We start from the raw sequence: 17,420 nt of genomic DNA on the forward strand, positions 1-17,420 counted from the left end.
TCCGCTCCACGCCGGACTCCTCCCTACTCCCGGCCCACCTACGCCATTATGCAAGGCACACTTCCACCCGGCCGCCGCGTCGTCGTCACCGGCCTGGGCGCCCTCACCCCCATCGGCCTCACGACGGAATCCTATTGGGAGGCGATGATGCGCGGCGAGAGCGGCGCGGCGCCCATCACCTACTTCGACCCCGAGCCCTTCGCCACGCAGTTCGCGTGCGAGCTCAAGGGGTTCGACGCCGAGGATTTCATCGACAAGAAGGAGGCGCGCCGCATGGACGCCTTCTCGCAGTACGCGATCGTCTCCGCCGACCAGGCCCTCGCCGATGCCGGGCTCGACTCGGCGGCGATGTCGGACGAGGACAAGACCCGCGTCGGCGTCGTCTTCGGCTCCGGCATCGGGGGGATGAAGCTGTTCCAAGACCAGACCCTCGTCTTCGGCGCGGAGGGACCGCGCCGGCTCTCGCCGTTCTTCGTCCCCTACATGATCCTCGATATCGCACCCGGCCTCATCGCCATGCGCCACGGGTTCATGGGGCCGAACTACGCCACGGTCTCCGCCTGCGCCACGAGCAACAACGCCATCGGCGACGCCTTCATGCTCATCCGCAACGGCATGGCGAACACCGTCATCTGCGGCGGGTCCGAAGCCCCCATCACGCAGATCGGCGTCGGCGGCTTCGGCGCGATGCGCGCGCTCTCGACGCGGAACGACAGCCCGGCCACGGCCTCGCGTCCCTTCGACGCCTCGCGTGACGGGTTCGTGATCGGCGAGGGCGCAGGCGCGCTCATCCTCGAAAGCCTGGAGCAGGCGCAGGCGCGGGGCGCCAAGATCTACGCCGAGGTCACCGGCTTCGGCATGAGCGCCGACGCCTACCACCTCACCGCCCCGCACCCCGAGGGCGCGGGCGCCCGCCTCGCCATGAAGATGGCGCTCGAGACGAGCGGGCTGGAGCCCGAGGACGTGGACTACCTCAACATGCACGGCACGAGCACGCCGCTCGGCGACGTGGCCGAGACGCAGGCCATCAAGAAGGTCTTCGGCGACCACGCCTACGAAATGAGCCTCTCGTCCACGAAGTCGATGACGGGCCACCTCCTCGGCGCGGCCGGCGCCGTCGAGGCGATCGCGAGCATCCTCGCCGTGAAGCACGACCGCGTCCCGCCGACGATCAACTTCGAGGTGCCCGACGAGCGGTGCGACCTCGACTACACGTTCAACGAGCCCGCCGAGCGCACCGTCGACGTGGCGATGTCGAACGCGTTCGGCTTCGGCGGCCACAACACGACGGTCGTCTTCAAGAAGTTCGCCGAGTAGCGGCGGCCGGTTCGACGCAGAGAATGGGGGCGGCGCTCAATGCGCCGCCCCTTTTTTTGTCGCTCCCTCCCGCCGCTCCGCGCAGCACGGCCAGCCGCAGGGGCCGGATGGCCACGCACCGTTAATCGGCCGATCCCCTTGTATGGGAGCCGAACATGGCGTAACGTTCCGGTAGTAATGAGTTTCACCCGTGCTGCTACGAAGAGGCGGCCCCATGGAGCAGACCCATATGCAGGGCGAAGTCACCCGGTTATTAGAAACGCTGCGCGGCGGCAAGCGCGACGCCCTCAACGACCTGTTCCCCCTGATCTATCGCGAGCTCCACGCGATGGCCCACCGGCAGCTCGCCGCGCGACGCCCGGGCCAGACCCTCAACTCGACGGCCCTCGTCCACGAGGCCTACCTCAAGATGGTCGGCCAGTCGAACGCCGTCTGGCAGGACCGCAAGCACTTCTTCGCCGTCGCCGCCACGGCCATGCGGCACATCATCGTCGACTACGCGCGCCACCGCCGCGCGCTCAAGCGCGGCGGCAACGTCGTGCCCACGCTCCTCGACGAGGACCGGATGGGGTTGCCGGTGGACGAGCGAGCCCACGAGATCATCGCGCTCGACGACGCCCTCGCGCACCTGAGCACGCTCGACGAGCGGCTCGCCCGCATCGTCGAGCTCCGCTTCTTCGGCGGGCTCTCGGTCGAGGAGACGGCCGAGGTGATGGAGATCTCCGAGCGGACGGTGAAGCGGGACTGGCGCAAGGCGCGCGCCTTCCTCTATCAGGTGCTCAACGAAGATGCTGCCGCCTGAACCGCTGCGCCCCGCTCTGCCGCCCCCCTCTGCTTCTCCCGGTGCCATGCTCGCGATCGATCCCGCCCGCTGGCAGCGCCTTGCCCCGCTGCTCGACGAAGCGCTCGACCTCCCGTCGGACGCCCGCGCGGCCTTCCTCGACGCGGCGTGCCGGATGCCGGACGGGAGCCCCGACCTCGCCCTCCGCCTCGACCTCGAACAGCTCCTCGCCGCCGACGACGAGGCCGGCGACTTCCTCGACGACTCGGCGGCGGACTGGGCGGCGACGCTGATCGAGGATATCGAGCGGGCCACGGCCGAGCCGTCGCTCGAAGCCGGCGCGCCGGTGGGGCCGTACCGCGTCGTCCGCACGCTCGGGCAGGGCGGGATGGGGACGGTCTACCTCGCCGAGCGCGCCGACGGGCAGTTCGAGCAGCGCGTCGCGCTCAAGCTCATCCGGCCCGGCATGGGCCGCCACGAGATCCTCCGCCGCTTCCTCCAGGAGCGCCAGATCCTCGCCCGCCTCCAGCACCCCCACATCGCCCGGCTCCTCGACGGCGGCATCACGGCCGAGGGCCAGCCCTACTTCGCGATGGAGTTCGTCGACGGGCAGCCCATCACCGAATACTGCGACGAGCGCCGCCTCAACCTCGACGAGCGGCTGCGGCTGTTCCGCTCCGTCGCCGAGGCCGTCGCCTACGCCCACCGCAACCTCGTCGTCCACCGCGACATCAAGCCGTCGAACATCCTCGTCACAGCCGAGGGCGTGCCCAAGCTGCTCGACTTCGGCATCGCGAAGCTCCTCCACGAAACGGACTCCGAGGATACCCTCATCGAGACGCAGGCCGGGCTGCAGGTGATGACGCCGGAGTACGCCGCCCCGGAGCAGGTCCGCGGCGACCCCGTGACGACGGCGACGGACATTTACGCCCTCGGCGTGGCGCTCTATGAGCTCCTCACCGGCCACCGGCCGTACTACTTCGAGCGCCGCACGCCCGTCGAGATCGAGCGCGTCGTCTGCGAGCAGGACCCGATCCGCCCGAGCTCCGTCGTCGTCCTCACCCAAGACGTCCGCAAGCCCGACGGCACGGTCGAGACCGTCACGCCGGGCGAGGTCGGGACGGCGCGCGCCGAGCCCGCGAGCCGGCTCCGCCGCCGCCTCAGCGGCGACCTCGACACGATCCTGCTCAAGGCGCTGCGGAAGGAGCCGCACCGGCGCTACGCCTCGGCCGAGGTGATGGTGGAGGACCTCCGCCGCTATCAGGACGGGCACCCGGTGACGGCGCGGAAGGAGACCGTCGGCTACCGCGTGCGGAAGTTCGTCCGCCGCCACCGCCTGGGCGTGGTCGCGGTCACGGCCCTCGTCGTCTTCCTCGCGGCGGGGCTCACGGGCACGCTCATCCAGACCCGCGCGGTCGAGCGCGAGGCGGAGCGGACCGAGGCCGTGAAGGACTTCCTCCTCAGCCTCTTCGAGCTCTCCGACCCGTCGGAGCGGACGGACGGGACGATCTCCGCGCGCGAGCTGCTCGCCCAGGGCGCCGCCCGCGTCGAGGACGAACTCGCCGGGGAGCCCGTGCTCCAGGCCGAGATGATGACCGTGCTCGGCGACATCTACGTCAAGCTCGGCAACTTCGAGCAGGCGCAGTCGCTCTACGAGCGCGCCCTCGCCCTGCGTGAGCCCGTCTTCGGGACGGAGGGCGCCGAAGTCGCGGCGAGCCTCCACGCCCTCGGCGCCCTCGCCCTCGACCGCAGCGACTTCGACGAGGCCGAGCGGCAGAGCCGCGCCGCCCTCGCCATGCGGCGAGAAGCCCTCGGCGCGCGCCACCCCGACGTCGCCGTGACGATGGGCGTGCTCGCGCTCACGCTCCTGCGCAAAGGCGAGCTCGACGAGGCGGAGCCGCTCTTCCGCGAGGCCCTCACCATCAGCCGCGCCTACCACGGCGAGCACCACCGCGAGGTCGCCGCGCTCCTCAACGACTTCGTCCTCCTGCGCCGCGCCCAGGGCGAATACGCCGACGCCGAGCGCCTCGCCCGCGAATCACTCGCGCTCCACCGGATGCTCCTCGGCGACGGCCACCTCATGACGGCGACGGCGAAGAACAACCTCGCCATCGTCCTGCGCGACCAGGACAAGCTCGACGAGGCGGAGGAGCTCTACCGGCAGGTCCTCGCCTTCAACCGGGAGCGGCTCGGCGAGGAGCACCCCTACACCTCCACGGTCACGAACAACCTCGCCGCCATCCTCAAAGAGCGCGGCGCGTACAACGAGGCCGAGCTCCTCCTCCACCGCGTCCTCGCCGCCGACCTCAAGCAGTTCGGCCCGAACCACCGCTACGTCGCCCTCGTCCAGCGTCACCTCGCCGCCGTCAACCTCGCGCAGGGCGACCTCGTCGAGGCCGGGCGGCTGGCGCAGGCCTCGCTCACGCTCAACCGCGAGCTCTTCGGCGAAGCGCACCCGAGCGTCGGCGACGGCTACACCGCCCTCGCCGACATCCTGCAGGCGATGGGCCAGTTCGAGGACGCCGGCCCGCTCTACGAGCAAGGGGTCGCCGTGCTCCGCGCGACGCTCCCGCCGGATCACCCGGACATCGCCGCCGCCCTCCTCGGACAGGGCCAACTCCTGAGCACGCAGGGCCGCCTCGCAGATGCCGAGCCGCTGCTCCGCGAGAGCCTCCGCATCCGCGAGGCCAAGTTCGGCGACGCCGACGTGCGGACGGCCGAGGCCCGCACGGCGCTCGGCATCTGCCTGATGGAGTTCGGCCGTTACGAGGCCGCCCGCCCGCTCCTCGTCTCCGCCTGCGACGTGCTGCTGGAGAAGCGCGGCAGCGGCCACGCCCTCACCCGCCAGGCCCTCGCCGCCCTCAGCAAGCTCAACACGATCGACGCTCGGGCGAGGCCCTCCACCACTGCGGGCGGATGAGTCAGCGGAGGCCGGGGAGCACGGGCCACGTGCCGGGCGGGACGAAGTCTGTCGGCGTCTGCGGGCCGCGGAAGTTGGAGAGGTAGACGGCGGTCTCGCGCAATACGCGGGCGTTGTCGTGGAACGCCGAGTCGCCCAGCACCACGCCGTCGGAGGTCTGCGCGGGGCCGGAGAAGACGGGCACCAACCGGCGGTCGCGCCCGCCCGCCATGATCGTCCGCAGCGAGTCGGTGCGGAAGCCGTGACCGTAAGCGAACGGCGCCAGCTCAGGGTCCTCGTCCGAGGCGTGGCGCGCGCCCTGCAGATGCCCGACCTCGTGCGCGAGCGCGTAGCCGGGCGCCCCGAGCGCCTCCCAGTGGACGATCACGAACGCTGTGCTCGCCTCGGCCATGACGGCGGCGTTGACGGTTGTGCCCGGCCGGTCGGAGACGACCACGACGAGGTCGGCCTCATGGCGGTCGCGGAGCGTGTGCACCTCGTCGAGCACCCCGTCGTCGGTGCGGAGGAGCCGTTCGAGATCGACGAGGCGGTCGTCCGTCCATGCGTACGTGACTCCGGCGAGGTGGACGGGCACCAGACGGAGGTCGATGTCCGAGTTCGCATAGACCGCGTTCGTCTCGTCGAACGCCTGCGCGACGAGCCCCTCCACGTCGTCGACGGCGGCGCGCACGCCCGGCGTGTACGTTACGAGCACCGTGATTGCCGTGCCGGACTCCGGCGGTTCTTCCGAGCCGCTGTCACAGGAGGACAGCGCGAGAACGGCAGCGAGCGAGCAGAGGAGAGAGCGACGCATTGAGGAGCGGTGGATGGTTCTGTGTTGGGCTCGGTGTGGGACGGGGTCGTAACGATACGAGGTGCAGAACCCGTGCGTCGGCGTGCAACGAAGGCTTACGGGGTCAGCGATTTCCGGTAGACCACCTTGTCGTCGCCGGCTCGGTAGTAGTCGCGGATGCGGGCCTCTTCGACGTACCCACACTTCTGGTAAAACGACCGCGTCCGCTCGAACCCCGCCAGCCCCGACGTTTCGATGAGCAGCAGGCGAGCGCCTTGAGCCCCAAGCGTCGCCTCGACGTGGCGGACCAGCGCCGCCCCGCGCCCATCGCCCTGCCGGTCCGGGTGGACGGCGAGCATGTAGAGATTCCAGACGCCGTCAGTAAACGGCTCCGGCGCGTAGTAGGCGACGGCGGCGGGGCCGTCCTCGTCATCGGTGAGCCAGTGGTGGTCGGGGCCGAGGTCGCCGGAGAAGTGCGCGGCGAGCATGCCGCCGACCTCGTCCAACTCGTGCGGCTGGAACAGCCCGCTCGCGTCGGCGATCGCCATCAGGGCATCGGTGTCGTCAGGTCGAGCGGGCCGAATCATAGTCGTCTGGAGAAAAGCAACGCAAGCACTGTTGTCATTGCGAAAAGCGTAGCGACGAAGCAACCTCCTCCGGCCTGCTGACATCGGGAGATGGGCTGCGCCGAGACCTGCGGGGTTGCCACGCGCCCTCCGGTTGCTCGCAATGACGGTGAGGTTGAGAATCGAAGGGCAAGATCCTGCCACACGACTACATACCGTAGCCTCGCCGATACGCAGAGAACGCTGCCACAGCCTCGCCCACACCCGACACGCCGGGCCGGTGTTGGATGAGGTCTGCGAGGTGACCACTTCCCCGCATAAACGCGCTCGCGCGAATCTTCCGCCCGTCTTTCGATTTAAGCGTGAGATAGCCACTCCAGCGCGAGAACCGCGCTTCGCTCACCTCATCCCAGCTGATGCGTGTCGGGGAGCCGCCTACCAGATATCCTTCCAAGCCGTGGGCTCCCACCTTTATGCGGCGACGCCCCTCCACGATGATAGGCACTGTCAGGAGCGCGATCAGCCCCACGAACGCGACGAGAGCGATCAATTCCGATGGAGATTGTATCCCATGCGAGGCCCACAGGAACGCGATTAAACCCAGCCCGATGAGCAGGAGCGCAATCCCTACCCCCCCGACCGCGCCGGGGTAAGCCACGATGACGGAACGGCCCTCTTCCAACTCAGGTGCCTGTGCTGCCGAACGTGCGAAGAGCCAGAGAACCAGGGTGACCAAAACCCCAGTGATGATGCTACCGACCATAGTTCAAAGGAGTGTCAGCGGAAGACGATTTCTTGGATCACGTCGCGCCCGAGTTCGGCGTTGAGGCGGTCGCACCACGCGCGGCGCTGGAGGTGGAGCTGGTGCCGCCACGTCGCTGAGCGGATCTTGACGAACAGCTTGCCGTCGCGGACCCACGCCTGCTCCGTCATCCCGTTGATCTGCGGCCCGGCGAGGTGCGCCCACGTCTCGACCGCCCGCGCCTCGTCGATCTTCTCGCGGAAGCCGAGCCGGTCGATCAGCTCGCGCATCACGGCGCCGAGGGGTTGCGGAGTGTTGGAGGAGGCCATGACCGGAGAACGGGAGCGCGTGCAAGAGCGTTACGAAGCCAAAGATACCCCGCCCTCGCCCCCACCGCCATGCGTCTGCTTCCCCTCGTCGTCCTCGCCCCCCTCCTCGTAGGCTGCACGGCCGACGCGCCCCCGTCGCCCGACGCGTCCGTCCGCCCGACCGCGACGGAGCCGTCCGCGACGCCTTCCGACGATCCGCCGGACGCGATCCGCACGGAGCCGCTCGCGCCGCAGGCGTATACCCTGACGCTCGCCGACCTCCCCGAGCCCTACGCCACCGAGTCGGCGCGGAAGGGGCCGAACGTCGTGGACGTGCCCGCCGACCCCGTCCTCTTCGTGCCCGAGGGCTTCCGCGTCAACGTCTTCGCCGACGGGCTCGACCAGCCACGCTGGCTCGCGCTCACGCCCGAGGGCGACGTGCTCGTCACCGAGACGCGCGAGAACCGCATCCGACGGCTCCGCGACACCGACGGCGACGGCGCGGCCGACGACCGCTCGACGTTCGCCGATGCGGCCAACGGGCTCGACATCCCCTTCGGGATGGCGTTTGCGGATGGCTCGTTCTTCCTCGGCAACTCGGCCGAGGTCCGGCGCTATGCGTACGCGGGCGGCGCGCTCGACGGGCGCGGCGAGCGAATCGCCGAATTGCCGGGCGGCGGCTACAACCAGCACTGGACGCGGAACGTCGTCGCCAGCCCCGACGGCGAGCACCTGTTCGTCTCGATTGGCTCGGCGTCGAACGCGGACCCGGAGCCCCTCCCACGCGCGTCGGTGCAGCGGATGCGGCTCGACGGGAGCGAGCAGACGACGTTCGCCTCCGGCCTCCGCAACCCCGTCGGGCTCGCCTTCCACCCGCAGACGGGCGCGCTCTACACCACCGTCAACGAGCGCGACCGGCTCGGCGACGGCCTCGTACCGGACTACCTCACGCGCATCCAGCAGGACGAATTCTACGGCTGGCCCTACGCCTACCTCACGCCCGACAACCTCGACCCGCGCCTGACCGACGAGGGCCGAAGCCAGCGGCCCGACCTCGCCGCGCAGACCGTCACGCCGGACGTGCTCTTCGAGGCGCACTCGGCCGCGCTCGGCCTCCAGTTTTACGACGGCACGCAGTTTCCCGAGCGGTACCGGCGCGGCGCGTTCGTCGCCCACCGGGGCTCGTGGAATCGGAGTCAGGGCGTGGGCTACAAGCTCGTGTTCGTCCCCTTTGCGGACGGGCGACCGACGGGCGGCTACGAGGACTTCCTCACCGGCTTCCTCACCGACCCGAGCGGGCCGACGACGTGGGGGCGGCCCGTCGGCGTGCTCGTGCTGCCGGACGGGAGCCTGCTCTTCACCGAGGAGATGAACGGGCGGATTTACCGCGTCTCCTTCGGGGAGTAGCGCGCCGAGCGCGGAGTCGCGCGTTACTTCGCGGCGCGGAGCCTCGGCTGCTGTGCCGTCCCGCCGCCTCCGCTATCTTTCCCGATGCGCTTCCCTCCCCGCTCCATGCTCCGCCGGCTCGCTCTCCTCCTCGCTTTTGCCCCCGCCTCCCTCGCCCAGCCAGCGCCCGACACGCTCGTCGTAGACGTGGCCGAGGCGATGCGGCTCGCGCTCGACGGGAGCCCCGAGGTCGCGATCGAGCGGGCGGGGCGCGACTTCGCGGCGGCGCGGGCGAGCCAGGCGCGCGCCGCCCGCTTCCTCACCGAGTTCAACGTCACGACGGGCCACGCGATCGCCCCCGGCCTCGACCGCAACGGCTCGACGCTCCCCGGCGACGCACTCTACCTCGACCCCGGCGTCCGCAACGATTGGGAGGACCCGCGCCCCTACAACGAATTCAAGGCCGAGCTCCTCCAGCCCCTCTTCACGTGGGGCCAGCTCGGCGGAACGATCCGCGCCGCCGAAGCAGGCGTCGCCGTCGAAGACGCCGTCGTCGCGGCGAAGGCGGGCGAGGTCGCCCTCCGCACGGGCGAGCTCTACTACAACGTCCTCCTCACCGACACGCTCGCCGCGATCGCCGTCGAAACGGGAGAGGCGCTCGGCACCGCGCGGGGCGAGTTGGAGCGGCTGCTCGACGAGGGCGACCCCTCGGTCACCGACGCCGACCTCTTCCAGCTCCGCCTCTTCGAACAGGAGTACCTCCGGCGGCGCGCCGAGGTCGGGGAGCAGCAGGCGCTCGCGGGCTCCGGGCTCGGGCGACAGGTGCTGCGGCCGGGCGTCGTCGTGCGCGGCGGGACGCTGGAGCCGGTCCCGTTCGAGGTCGAGGATTTGGCGACGTATCAGGCGCTCGGCCTCGCGAGCCGGCCCGAGCTGCGGCAGGCGGCGGCGGGGCTCCGGGCGCGCGATGCGCTCGTCGACGTCGCCAAGTCAGACTACTACCCCAAGCTGTTCCTCGGGGGGACGGCGACGGGGCGCTACGCCGCAGGCCGCGTCCAGCAAGGCAATCCGTTCATCGGCGACTCGTTCCTCGGCTCCGGCCTGCGCTTCGGGCTCGGCATCCGGCAGGACCTCACGTTTTTGCAGACGCGCGCGAAGGTGGCGCAGGCCGAGGCCGAGCGCAACGAGGTCCGCTTCCAGCAGGAGGCCGCCGAGCAACTCGTCCTCTTCGAGGTCGAGCAGGCGTTCCGCCAGCTCCGCATCGCCGAGGCCGCGCTCGCGGCGCGGGACGAGACCGTCGCCATCACCGGCGAGTGGCTCCGCACCGAGCAGATCAACTTCGACCTCGCCCTCGGCGACGTCGACGACCTCATCGCCGCCGTCCGCGCCGACCTCGAAGGGCGGGCGGCGCGGCTCGACGCCGTGAAGACGTACAACGTCGCCGTGCTCCGGCTCCTCCACGCGGCCGGCGTGCTCGCCGAGCGCGTCGAGCGCGGCACGCTGTTTGAACAAGCAATCGGCGAGTGACCGACCCCGATTCCCACCACCCGGCAGGCCCCGCGCCGCCGTTCCGACAGACACCCTGACCCCGATGCTGAACAGATTGACCCCCGTCCTCCTCGCGCTTCTCGCCTTCGCGTTCGCCGCGGCCCCCGCCTCCGCGCAGTCAGGCGAGATCCAGCAGATGCTCCGCCAGCGCGACGCCGAGATCAAGTCCATCCTCGGCCCGAGCGGCACGCCCACGGCCGCGCAGCGCGAGAAGCTCCGCGACGTCGTCAACGGCGTCATCGACTTCGAGGCGATGGCGAAAGGCGCGCTTGGCCCGTTCTGGAGCGACCTCAGCGTCGCCCAGCGCACCGCCTTCGTCGACGTGTTCGGCGGCGTCGTCCGCGCCCAGTCCCTCGCCGACCTCGACCTCTACCGCGCCCGCGTGACGTACGGCGACGTAGACGTGAACGGCGCCACCGCCCTTGCCCGCACGACGGCCCGCTCCGGCGACGTGAACGCGGCGGTCGACTACGCCCTCGCGAAGAAGGGCAATGCGTGGTACGTCACCGACATCGTGATCGACGGGACCGGCACGGTCGAGGGCTACGCCACCTCGTTCCAGCGCGTGATGAAGCGGCAGGGCGCGGAAGCCGGCTACGAGAAGCTGATGACGAGCCTCCGCAAGCGCCTCGCGCGCTCGTAAACTCTCCGCTCGATATCCGACGACCCGTAGGGGCGACCGGCCGGTCGCCCCTACTTTTTTGTGGCCTACTGCTTCGTGGCGAGGTGCCAGAGGAACGACAGCTCGGGCCGCGCCACGAGGAAAGCCCCGGCGCCGAGCACGAGGGCGAGGACGAGCGGGACGCCCAGCCCGAGCACGAGCGCGCGCGGCATCGGCACCCGCGTCACACGCCCGAAGTCGTAGAGCATCCGCACGCCCGCCACGAGCTCGGCGAAGGCCCATAGCGAGAGCAGGAGCGGCACCCACCGCAGCGTCTCCGCCGACTGCGCCGCGAGCAGCACGGCCCCGACCATCAGCGCCAGCACCTGCCACCGGCTCCACACCGCGAGCGTGAGCGCCTGCGCCGGGCGGATGCGGTGGCGCTTCCCGGCGAGGAGCAGCATCCACACCATGTTGAGCACGAGCCACACCGCGTAGAACAGCCCGATCATCAGGATCGCCGCCCACGGCGTGTCGAGCACGCGCAGCACGCGCGCCTGCGTAATCGGTTGCAGCCCGCTCATCGTCGCCTCAATCACGACGGTCTGCGTCGCGGCCTCCAGCGCCACGGCACCGATGAGCCCCGCGCTGAGCACGACCGCGGCGGCCAACCCGAGGTTCGCCGCGTCCTCCGCCGCCCGGCCGCGCTGGAGCGTCTCGCGGTAGTAGGCGTGGCGTGTGAAGTAGCGCGGGACGATCTGCCGGAACCGCGGCGCCAACCACAACAGCACGGCGAGCAGGATCACGATCGCCCACCCGAGCAGCACGAACGTCGACGCCCCCTCGCGTGCGATCGGCGCGGTGCCCGCGTCGAAGGCGAAGACCCGCTGCCGCCCCGTGTAAAACCCCCGCACGACGTCGTAGGCCGGGCGCCGCGCGTCCTCGCTCGACAGCAGGCCGAACGGGGCCTCGACGCCGTCGCGCCACCGGAACACGAACACGGCGGCGGGCGCCGGCTCCAGCGAGAACAGCGCGCCAAGCCCGTCCTCGATGAACCGCGCCTGCGACGCGGGCGAGCGCGGCGTGCGGTACCCGCCCCGCACCTCGTCGTTCACCGGTGCCCCGAAGAACCCGATCCCGACGGGCGTGTCGTGCCCAGCCCGCCACCGCTCGATGAGGTCGAGCGGGTCGCGCTCGCGCGCGTCGAGGAGGACGAGGTCGACGGTCTCGTCGCAGACGTCGTCCTCGACGAAGCGGGAGACGTAGTACGTCCGAGCGCCCGCCGGGCCGTCCGAGCGGACGAGGTCGGTGAGGGTGCGGAAGTAGGCGCAGGCCTCGGGCGTGCTCGTGTCGGCGAAGCGGGCGAGACCGAAGGCGCGGGCCGAGGGGTGGCCCTGCGCGAGGGCGAGCGCCGCGCCGAGTTCGCGTTGCGCGAACGCGAGCGTGTCGGCGAGGCGGGCCGCCGGCAGGTCGGCGACGGCGAGCTCTTGGTAGACGACGAGGCCGAAGAGGTCGGCGGTGCGGAGGATGGACCCGCGCGTGACGAGGTCCGTCCGCACGGCCGTGATGCCGGCGTCGCGCATCGCCCGGAGGTCGCGCAGCGCGGCGTCGAGGCTGTCCGGTTGGCGCCACACGACGCCGCGTGCCGTCTCGCCGTCGCCGACCGTCATCCGGTCCCCTGCCGAATCGGGCTCCGCCGGGGCGGTCTGCTGCGCCGAAACGGCCGTGGCGACGAGGAGCAGCAGGACGGGGAGCAGACGAGCGAGGCGCATGAACGGTGGAAGCGAGAGAGGGGGGACGCGGCGGGGGCGAGGCCGAGCGGCTCAAGGTACGGCCTCCGACCAACTCGCCGCCGAACCATCGGTTCGCATCCCCGTCTACTCCTCTAGCCCGCCCCCACCCGTATGGCCGTCCGCGCCCCCGACTTCCCACCCGGCCTCGCCTGGTTCAACACCCCCGCGCCGCTCTCGCTCCGCGCCCTGCGCGGCCGGTTCGTCCTCCTCGATTTCTGGACGTATTGCTGTATCAACTGTCTCCACGTCCTCCCCGACCTCGACCGGCTCGAACGGAAGTGGCGCGACGAACTCGTCGTGATCGGCGTCCACTCGGCGAAGTTCGAGCACGAGCGGGGTGCGGAGGCCGTCCGCCACGCCGTCCTCCGCTACGGCATCACGCACCCCGTCGTCTCCGACCCTGACTTCGCGGTGTGGGACGCGTGGAGCGCGAAGGCGTGGCCGACGTTCTTCCTCGTCGACCCGCGCGGCTACATCGTCGCCTCCAAATCTGGCGAGGGCGTCTTCGCGCCCATCGACGCCGCGCTCGAACGCCTCGTCCCCGTGGCGGAACAGGCGGGCGACCTCGTCCGCACTCCGTTCGAGCCCGCGCCCGAGCCCGACACCACGCCCGCGTCGATGCTCCGCTTCCCCGGTAAGGTCTCGGCCGACGCCGCGCACGGCCGCCTCTTCGTCAGCGACTCGAACCACCACCGCCTCCTCGTCACTGATTCAGCGGGCCGCGTGCTCCACGCCGTCGGCTACGGCGATGCCGGGCTCGATGACGGCGCGTTCGACACTGTCGCGTTCCGGCAGCCGCAAGGGACGTGCTACGACCCCGCGACCGACCGTCTCTTCGTCGCCGACACCGGCAACCACGCGCTTCGCGTCGTGGACCTCGGCGCAGGCACGGTCACGACGCTCGCCGGCGACGGGCGGCAGGCGCGCTACGGCGCCCGCGAGGCGGACGGCACGCGCTCGCCGCTGAACTCGCCGTGGGACGTGCTGCTCCACGACGGCGTGCTCTACGTCGCGATGGCCGGGCCGCACCAGCTCTGGGCGTTCGACCCGGCGACGGGGCGGGGCGAAGTCTGGGCGGGCACCGGCGAAGAGAACCTCGTCGACGGCCCCCGGCTCCGCGCCCTCCTCGCCCAGCCGAGCGGGCTCGCGGCGGCCGATGGCTGGCTCTATTTCGTCGACAGCGAGACGAGCAGCCTGCGCCGCGTTCCGCTCAGCGGTGGTCCCGAGGGGGCGGTCGAGACGCTCGTCGGCGAAGGCCTCTTCGTGTTCGGCGACGTGGACGGGAGCTATCCCGAGGCGCGGCTCCAGCACCCGCTCGGCGTCAGCGTCCACGGCGGCGCGGTGCTCATCGCGGACACGTATAACCACAAAATCCGGCGGTACGACCCGGCCACCGGCGCGCTCACGACGTGGCTCGGCACCGGCACCCCCGGCCTCGCGGACGGCCCGCCGGGCATCGCCTCGTTCGACGAGCCGAGCGGGCTGTGCGTGCTCGGCGCCACGCTCTTCGTCGCCGACACGAACAACCACCGCCTGCGCACTGCCGACCTCCGCACCGGGAGCGTCCGCACGCTCACACTCGCCGCGCCGGTGGCCGAGCGCGCCGCGCCGGAGGAGCACGCGCCGATCTCGCTCGTGCCCGGCAACGGCGAACTCCTCGTCGAGATCGCCCTCCCGCCGGGGTTCAAGCCGAACCCGCTCGACCCCGGCGCGCTCCGTCTCACCTCCGACGACGAAGGCATCGCCCGCCCCGACACCGACCGGCCGCAGACGGCCGACTCGCCCCTCCGCCTCCCCCTCACCCTCCGCGATGGCGACACCGCACTCACGCTCGACGGCGCGGTCTACTTCTGCGCCGACGGCGGCGGGACGTGCTACCTCCACCGCATCGCCCTCCGCATCCCGCTCACCGTCGATGCCGACGCTCCCGCCGAAGCAACCGTGCGCATCGCCGTACCGCCGCCCGACTGACGCTACGGTGCGCCGAGTGCCGTTTCGACACGCTCGCGCAACGTCGCCAGCCGCTCCACGGGCTCGTTGCTGAAGACGAGCCGGACAAAGCGGTCGCCGTTCGCCTCGCCCCAATCGCGCATCGGCGTGGCCGCGACGCGCTCGGCCAGCAGCCGCTCCGACGCCTCGAACGACCCGAGCCCGAGCCGCTGCACGTCGAGAAGCTGCGACCAGCCGCCAGCCGCCGGGATCATCGCATAGCCGGCGAGCTGGTCGGTCACTGTATCGCGGCGGCGCTGCCATTCGGCGAGGCACCGGCCGAAGTCTGCTTCGGATTCGGCGAGCGCGGCGAGCGCGCCGGGCTGCGCGATGCCCGTCGGCGTGACGGCGTTGTAGATGTGGACACGGGCGATGTCGTCAATGACGGGGTGCGGGCCGGCGACCCAGCCGACGCGCCACCCGATCATCCGGTACTCCTTCGACACCGAGCCGACGGTAATCGTCCGCTCGGCCATGCCGGGCAGCCCGGCCGGCTGTGTCACCGCCCGCCCGTCGAAGACGATCCGCTCGAATGCCGCGTTGTAGAGCAGCCACACGTCGTGCGCGCGGCACACCTCGGCGACAGCCTCCCATTCTTCGTCGTCGAGGACGGCGCCGGACGGCATCGAGGGGTTCATCAGGAAGAGGACGCGCGTGCGCGGCGTGACGGCGGCGCGGAGCGCGTCGAGGTCGAGCCGCCACGTACCATCGGACTCGACGAAGGGGACGAGCCGCGTCGTGCAGCCCGCTAGGCGGGCGCGGTAGATCATCCCGGCGTACGTCGGATCGGTGAGCACGACCTCGTCGCCGGGGTCCGTGAGGGCGAGGAGGGCGTCGAGCATCCCCTCTGTCGCGCCGCACGTGATCACCACGTTCGCGGCGGTAAAGTCTGTGCCTGCGTCCCGGTTGATGCGTGCGGCTACGGCCTCACGTAACGCGACATTCCCGACGAACGGGAGGTAGCTGTTCGCCTCGTCCGTCCCGATCGCATCGCGCGTGGCGGCGACGGCGGCGGGCGGCGGGGCGAGGTCCGTGTCGAGGTTTTCGAGCCGGAGCACGGAGGCGTCGTCCCCGGCAGCGGCAGCGACGCGGTCGATCGAGAAGCCGGGGATCCCGGCGAGGCGGTGTGAGCCCATGGCGATGGTATACAAAGCGGGGCCGGGCATCACGCCCGGCCCCGCAGTTTATGCTGGAATACCCTTCAGGTTACACGTTCTCGGCGAACGGGATCGGGAACTGCAACCACACGTCGTCCCCCTCACGGTCGATGGGGAAATCGTCGTTGAGGCATCCCCCGCCGTCGAGGAGGGTGGGGTCACAATCGGCGTTGTTGTAGCGGCGAACGTCAACCCAGCGATGACCCTCACCGTAGAGCTCGTAGCGCCGCTGCCGTAGGATTTCTGCGAGCACCCCGCCGAGCGTCGCATCGTCATCTTCTGCGTCGGTACCGAAGTCGTCGAGCCCGGCTGCGCGGCGGATCACATTGATCGCCTCGACGGCCCCACCGAGGTTGCCGGTCTGCGCGAAGGCCTCGGCTTGAAGCAGGATGAGCTCGGCGTTGCGAATGATCGGGATCGGCGCGCTGATCGATTCGTAGCGGACGAAGGTGTAGGCGCTCGTGAGGCCGTCAAGCGAGACAGCAGTCGGCTCCCCTTCGCTGTTGAGGTGGAGCGCGACTTTCGGGTCCGCCCCGAACACCCGCTGATCCTCGGGGTCCGCGTCCGTGACGAAGCTCGGGTGCCCTGCGATGATCTCGCCTGCCGAGGCATCGACGGGGTAGAACATGAGGTTGCCGAGGTCGCCGGCTCCCGTTGAGTAGACGTGGTAGGCCCCCGTGAAGAGGTCACCGTCTGCATCGAAGAAGGACTCCGCGAGGAGGCCCGGGATGGAGCCGAAGTCCCCACGGTAGGCAGCGATGCGAGCGGCGAGGGCGCGGTTGAACTGGCGGAACTCGGATGCAGTATCGAGAGAGATCGAGCCCACGTTATCGACCGTCGTGGAGAACGGGAGTTCAGCGTCCCCGGCGGCAGCGAGGCTAGCCGCCCCCTCATCGAGAATGGCTGCGATGTTCGCAATCGCCGCGTCGTACGGGCTTACGATGGGGCCGAGGTCATCGAGGTCCGCGATGTCGGTGCGGACACCGTTGTTATAGGTGAGGTTGAGGTTGAGTAGGAGCTGGTATGCGATCCACGTCTGGGCGTAGCCCTGCGCCGCCGCCCGTTCCGCCTCGCTGTAGAGCGCGAAGTCCTGAGACGCTTGAGCGAGGACGTAGGCGTTCCGGATGGCGCTGTAGCGAGCCGCCCACGGGCGCGCGATGTAGAACGTGTTGTTGTCGAGTTGGAAGTCCTCCTTGCCGAGAAGCTCCGTCACGAAGCGGGGATCGGAGTTGCTGAAGCGGTAGTACTCGCGGCCGACCACGCCGACGTTGATGAGGTAGAGGCTGAGGTCGGTGCGGGTGCCGGCCTCGATGCCGACGGCGAGGTTGGCGAGCTTGTCGCGCGTGGGGTTCTCAAGGATGTCGCTAAGCGACGGGCCATTGGGGTCCTGAACGTCGTCGATGTCGAGGGCATCACAGCCCGCGAGGGCGAGGCCCAAGACGAAGACGGCCAGGAGGAGAGGAGCGTGTGTTCGGTTCATCACAGAGGAGGCTAGAGTTCGGGGTCGCGCGGCGGCCGGACCGCCCAGCCGCCGCGCACGGAG

Annotated in this window: 14 protein-coding genes; 7 read left to right on the forward strand and 7 right to left on the reverse strand. The window is 70.6% G+C overall.

Features of this window, described 5'->3' with window-relative positions:
- Positions 1-48: 48 nt before the first annotated feature.
- The 3 genes from fabF to ABJF88_09255 all read left to right on the forward strand — a co-directional run bounded on the left by fabF (position 49) and on the right by ABJF88_09255 (position 5,018).
- Positions 49-1,317 (forward strand): beta-ketoacyl-ACP synthase II, encoded by a 1,269-nt coding sequence (gene fabF, locus ABJF88_09245; GenBank protein MEP0547106.1) that lies wholly within the window; start codon positions 49-51, stop codon positions 1,315-1,317.
- Positions 1,318-1,531: 214 nt separating this feature from the next.
- Complete coding sequence (locus ABJF88_09250; protein MEP0547107.1) at positions 1,532-2,119, forward strand: sigma-70 family RNA polymerase sigma factor; 588 nt, start codon at positions 1,532-1,534, stop codon at positions 2,117-2,119.
- Between the two features lie 46 nt (positions 2,120-2,165).
- Complete coding sequence (locus ABJF88_09255) at positions 2,166-5,018, forward strand: serine/threonine-protein kinase (GenBank protein MEP0547108.1); 2,853 nt, start codon at positions 2,166-2,168, stop codon at positions 5,016-5,018.
- 1 nt (position 5,019) lies between these two features.
- Here ABJF88_09255 and ABJF88_09260 read toward each other — a convergent pair whose 3' ends face one another.
- The 4 genes from ABJF88_09260 to ABJF88_09275 all read right to left on the reverse strand — a co-directional run bounded on the left by ABJF88_09260 (position 5,020) and on the right by ABJF88_09275 (position 7,427).
- Complete coding sequence (locus ABJF88_09260; protein MEP0547109.1) at positions 5,020-5,811, reverse strand: M12 family metallo-peptidase; 792 nt, start codon at positions 5,809-5,811, stop codon at positions 5,020-5,022.
- Positions 5,812-5,906: 95 nt separating this feature from the next.
- Positions 5,907-6,377 (reverse strand): GNAT family N-acetyltransferase, encoded by a 471-nt coding sequence (locus ABJF88_09265; protein ID MEP0547110.1) that lies wholly within the window; start codon positions 6,375-6,377, stop codon positions 5,907-5,909.
- Between the two features lie 187 nt (positions 6,378-6,564).
- Complete coding sequence (locus tag ABJF88_09270) at positions 6,565-7,119, reverse strand: hypothetical protein (protein ID MEP0547111.1); 555 nt, start codon at positions 7,117-7,119, stop codon at positions 6,565-6,567.
- A 14-nt stretch (positions 7,120-7,133) separates the two neighbouring features.
- A complete protein-coding gene (locus ABJF88_09275) occupies positions 7,134-7,427 on the reverse strand; it encodes a DUF721 domain-containing protein (GenBank protein ID MEP0547112.1) in 294 nt (97 codons plus the stop codon).
- A gap of 69 nt (positions 7,428-7,496) precedes the next feature.
- Between ABJF88_09275 and ABJF88_09280 the strand changes: the two genes are divergently transcribed.
- The 3 genes from ABJF88_09280 to ABJF88_09290 all read left to right on the forward strand — a co-directional run bounded on the left by ABJF88_09280 (position 7,497) and on the right by ABJF88_09290 (position 10,980).
- Positions 7,497-8,813 carry a sorbosone dehydrogenase family protein gene (locus ABJF88_09280; GenBank protein ID MEP0547113.1) on the forward strand — a complete coding sequence of 439 codons (1,317 nt, stop codon included), beginning with the start codon at positions 7,497-7,499 and terminating at the stop codon, positions 8,811-8,813.
- A gap of 84 nt (positions 8,814-8,897) precedes the next feature.
- Positions 8,898-10,316, forward strand: coding sequence for a TolC family protein (locus tag ABJF88_09285; GenBank protein MEP0547114.1), 1,419 nt, complete (start codon positions 8,898-8,900; stop codon positions 10,314-10,316).
- A gap of 64 nt (positions 10,317-10,380) precedes the next feature.
- Entirely contained in the window at positions 10,381-10,980 is a 600-nt protein-coding gene (locus tag ABJF88_09290; GenBank protein ID MEP0547115.1) for an ABC transporter substrate-binding protein, read from the forward strand.
- A gap of 65 nt (positions 10,981-11,045) precedes the next feature.
- Here the strand turns inward: ABJF88_09290 and ABJF88_09295 are convergent, their stop codons facing one another.
- Positions 11,046-12,710 carry a hypothetical protein gene (locus tag ABJF88_09295; protein MEP0547116.1) on the reverse strand — a complete coding sequence of 555 codons (1,665 nt, stop codon included), beginning with the start codon at positions 12,708-12,710 and terminating at the stop codon, positions 11,046-11,048.
- A gap of 132 nt (positions 12,711-12,842) precedes the next feature.
- Here ABJF88_09295 and ABJF88_09300 point away from each other — a divergent pair, with 132 nt between their 5' ends.
- Positions 12,843-14,702, forward strand: coding sequence for a thioredoxin-like domain-containing protein (locus ABJF88_09300; protein MEP0547117.1), 1,860 nt, complete (start codon positions 12,843-12,845; stop codon positions 14,700-14,702).
- A gap of 2 nt (positions 14,703-14,704) precedes the next feature.
- On the opposite strand, the gene ABJF88_09305 is transcribed toward ABJF88_09300, so the two are convergent.
- Together ABJF88_09305 and ABJF88_09310 are read right to left on the reverse strand one after the other, a co-directional pair.
- The gene (locus tag ABJF88_09305) at positions 14,705-15,856 is read right to left on the reverse strand and encodes a pyridoxal phosphate-dependent aminotransferase (protein MEP0547118.1); all 1,152 of its coding nucleotides are present in this window, start codon (positions 15,854-15,856) and stop codon (positions 14,705-14,707) included.
- A gap of 70 nt (positions 15,857-15,926) precedes the next feature.
- The gene (locus ABJF88_09310; GenBank protein MEP0547119.1) at positions 15,927-17,357 is read right to left on the reverse strand and encodes a RagB/SusD family nutrient uptake outer membrane protein; all 1,431 of its coding nucleotides are present in this window, start codon (positions 17,355-17,357) and stop codon (positions 15,927-15,929) included.
- Between the last annotated feature and the right edge of the window lie 63 nt (positions 17,358-17,420).

It is taken from the genome of Rhodothermales bacterium (genome assembly GCA_039944855.1).
GTDB lineage: Bacteria > Bacteroidota > Rhodothermia > Rhodothermales > JANQRZ01 > JBBSMX01.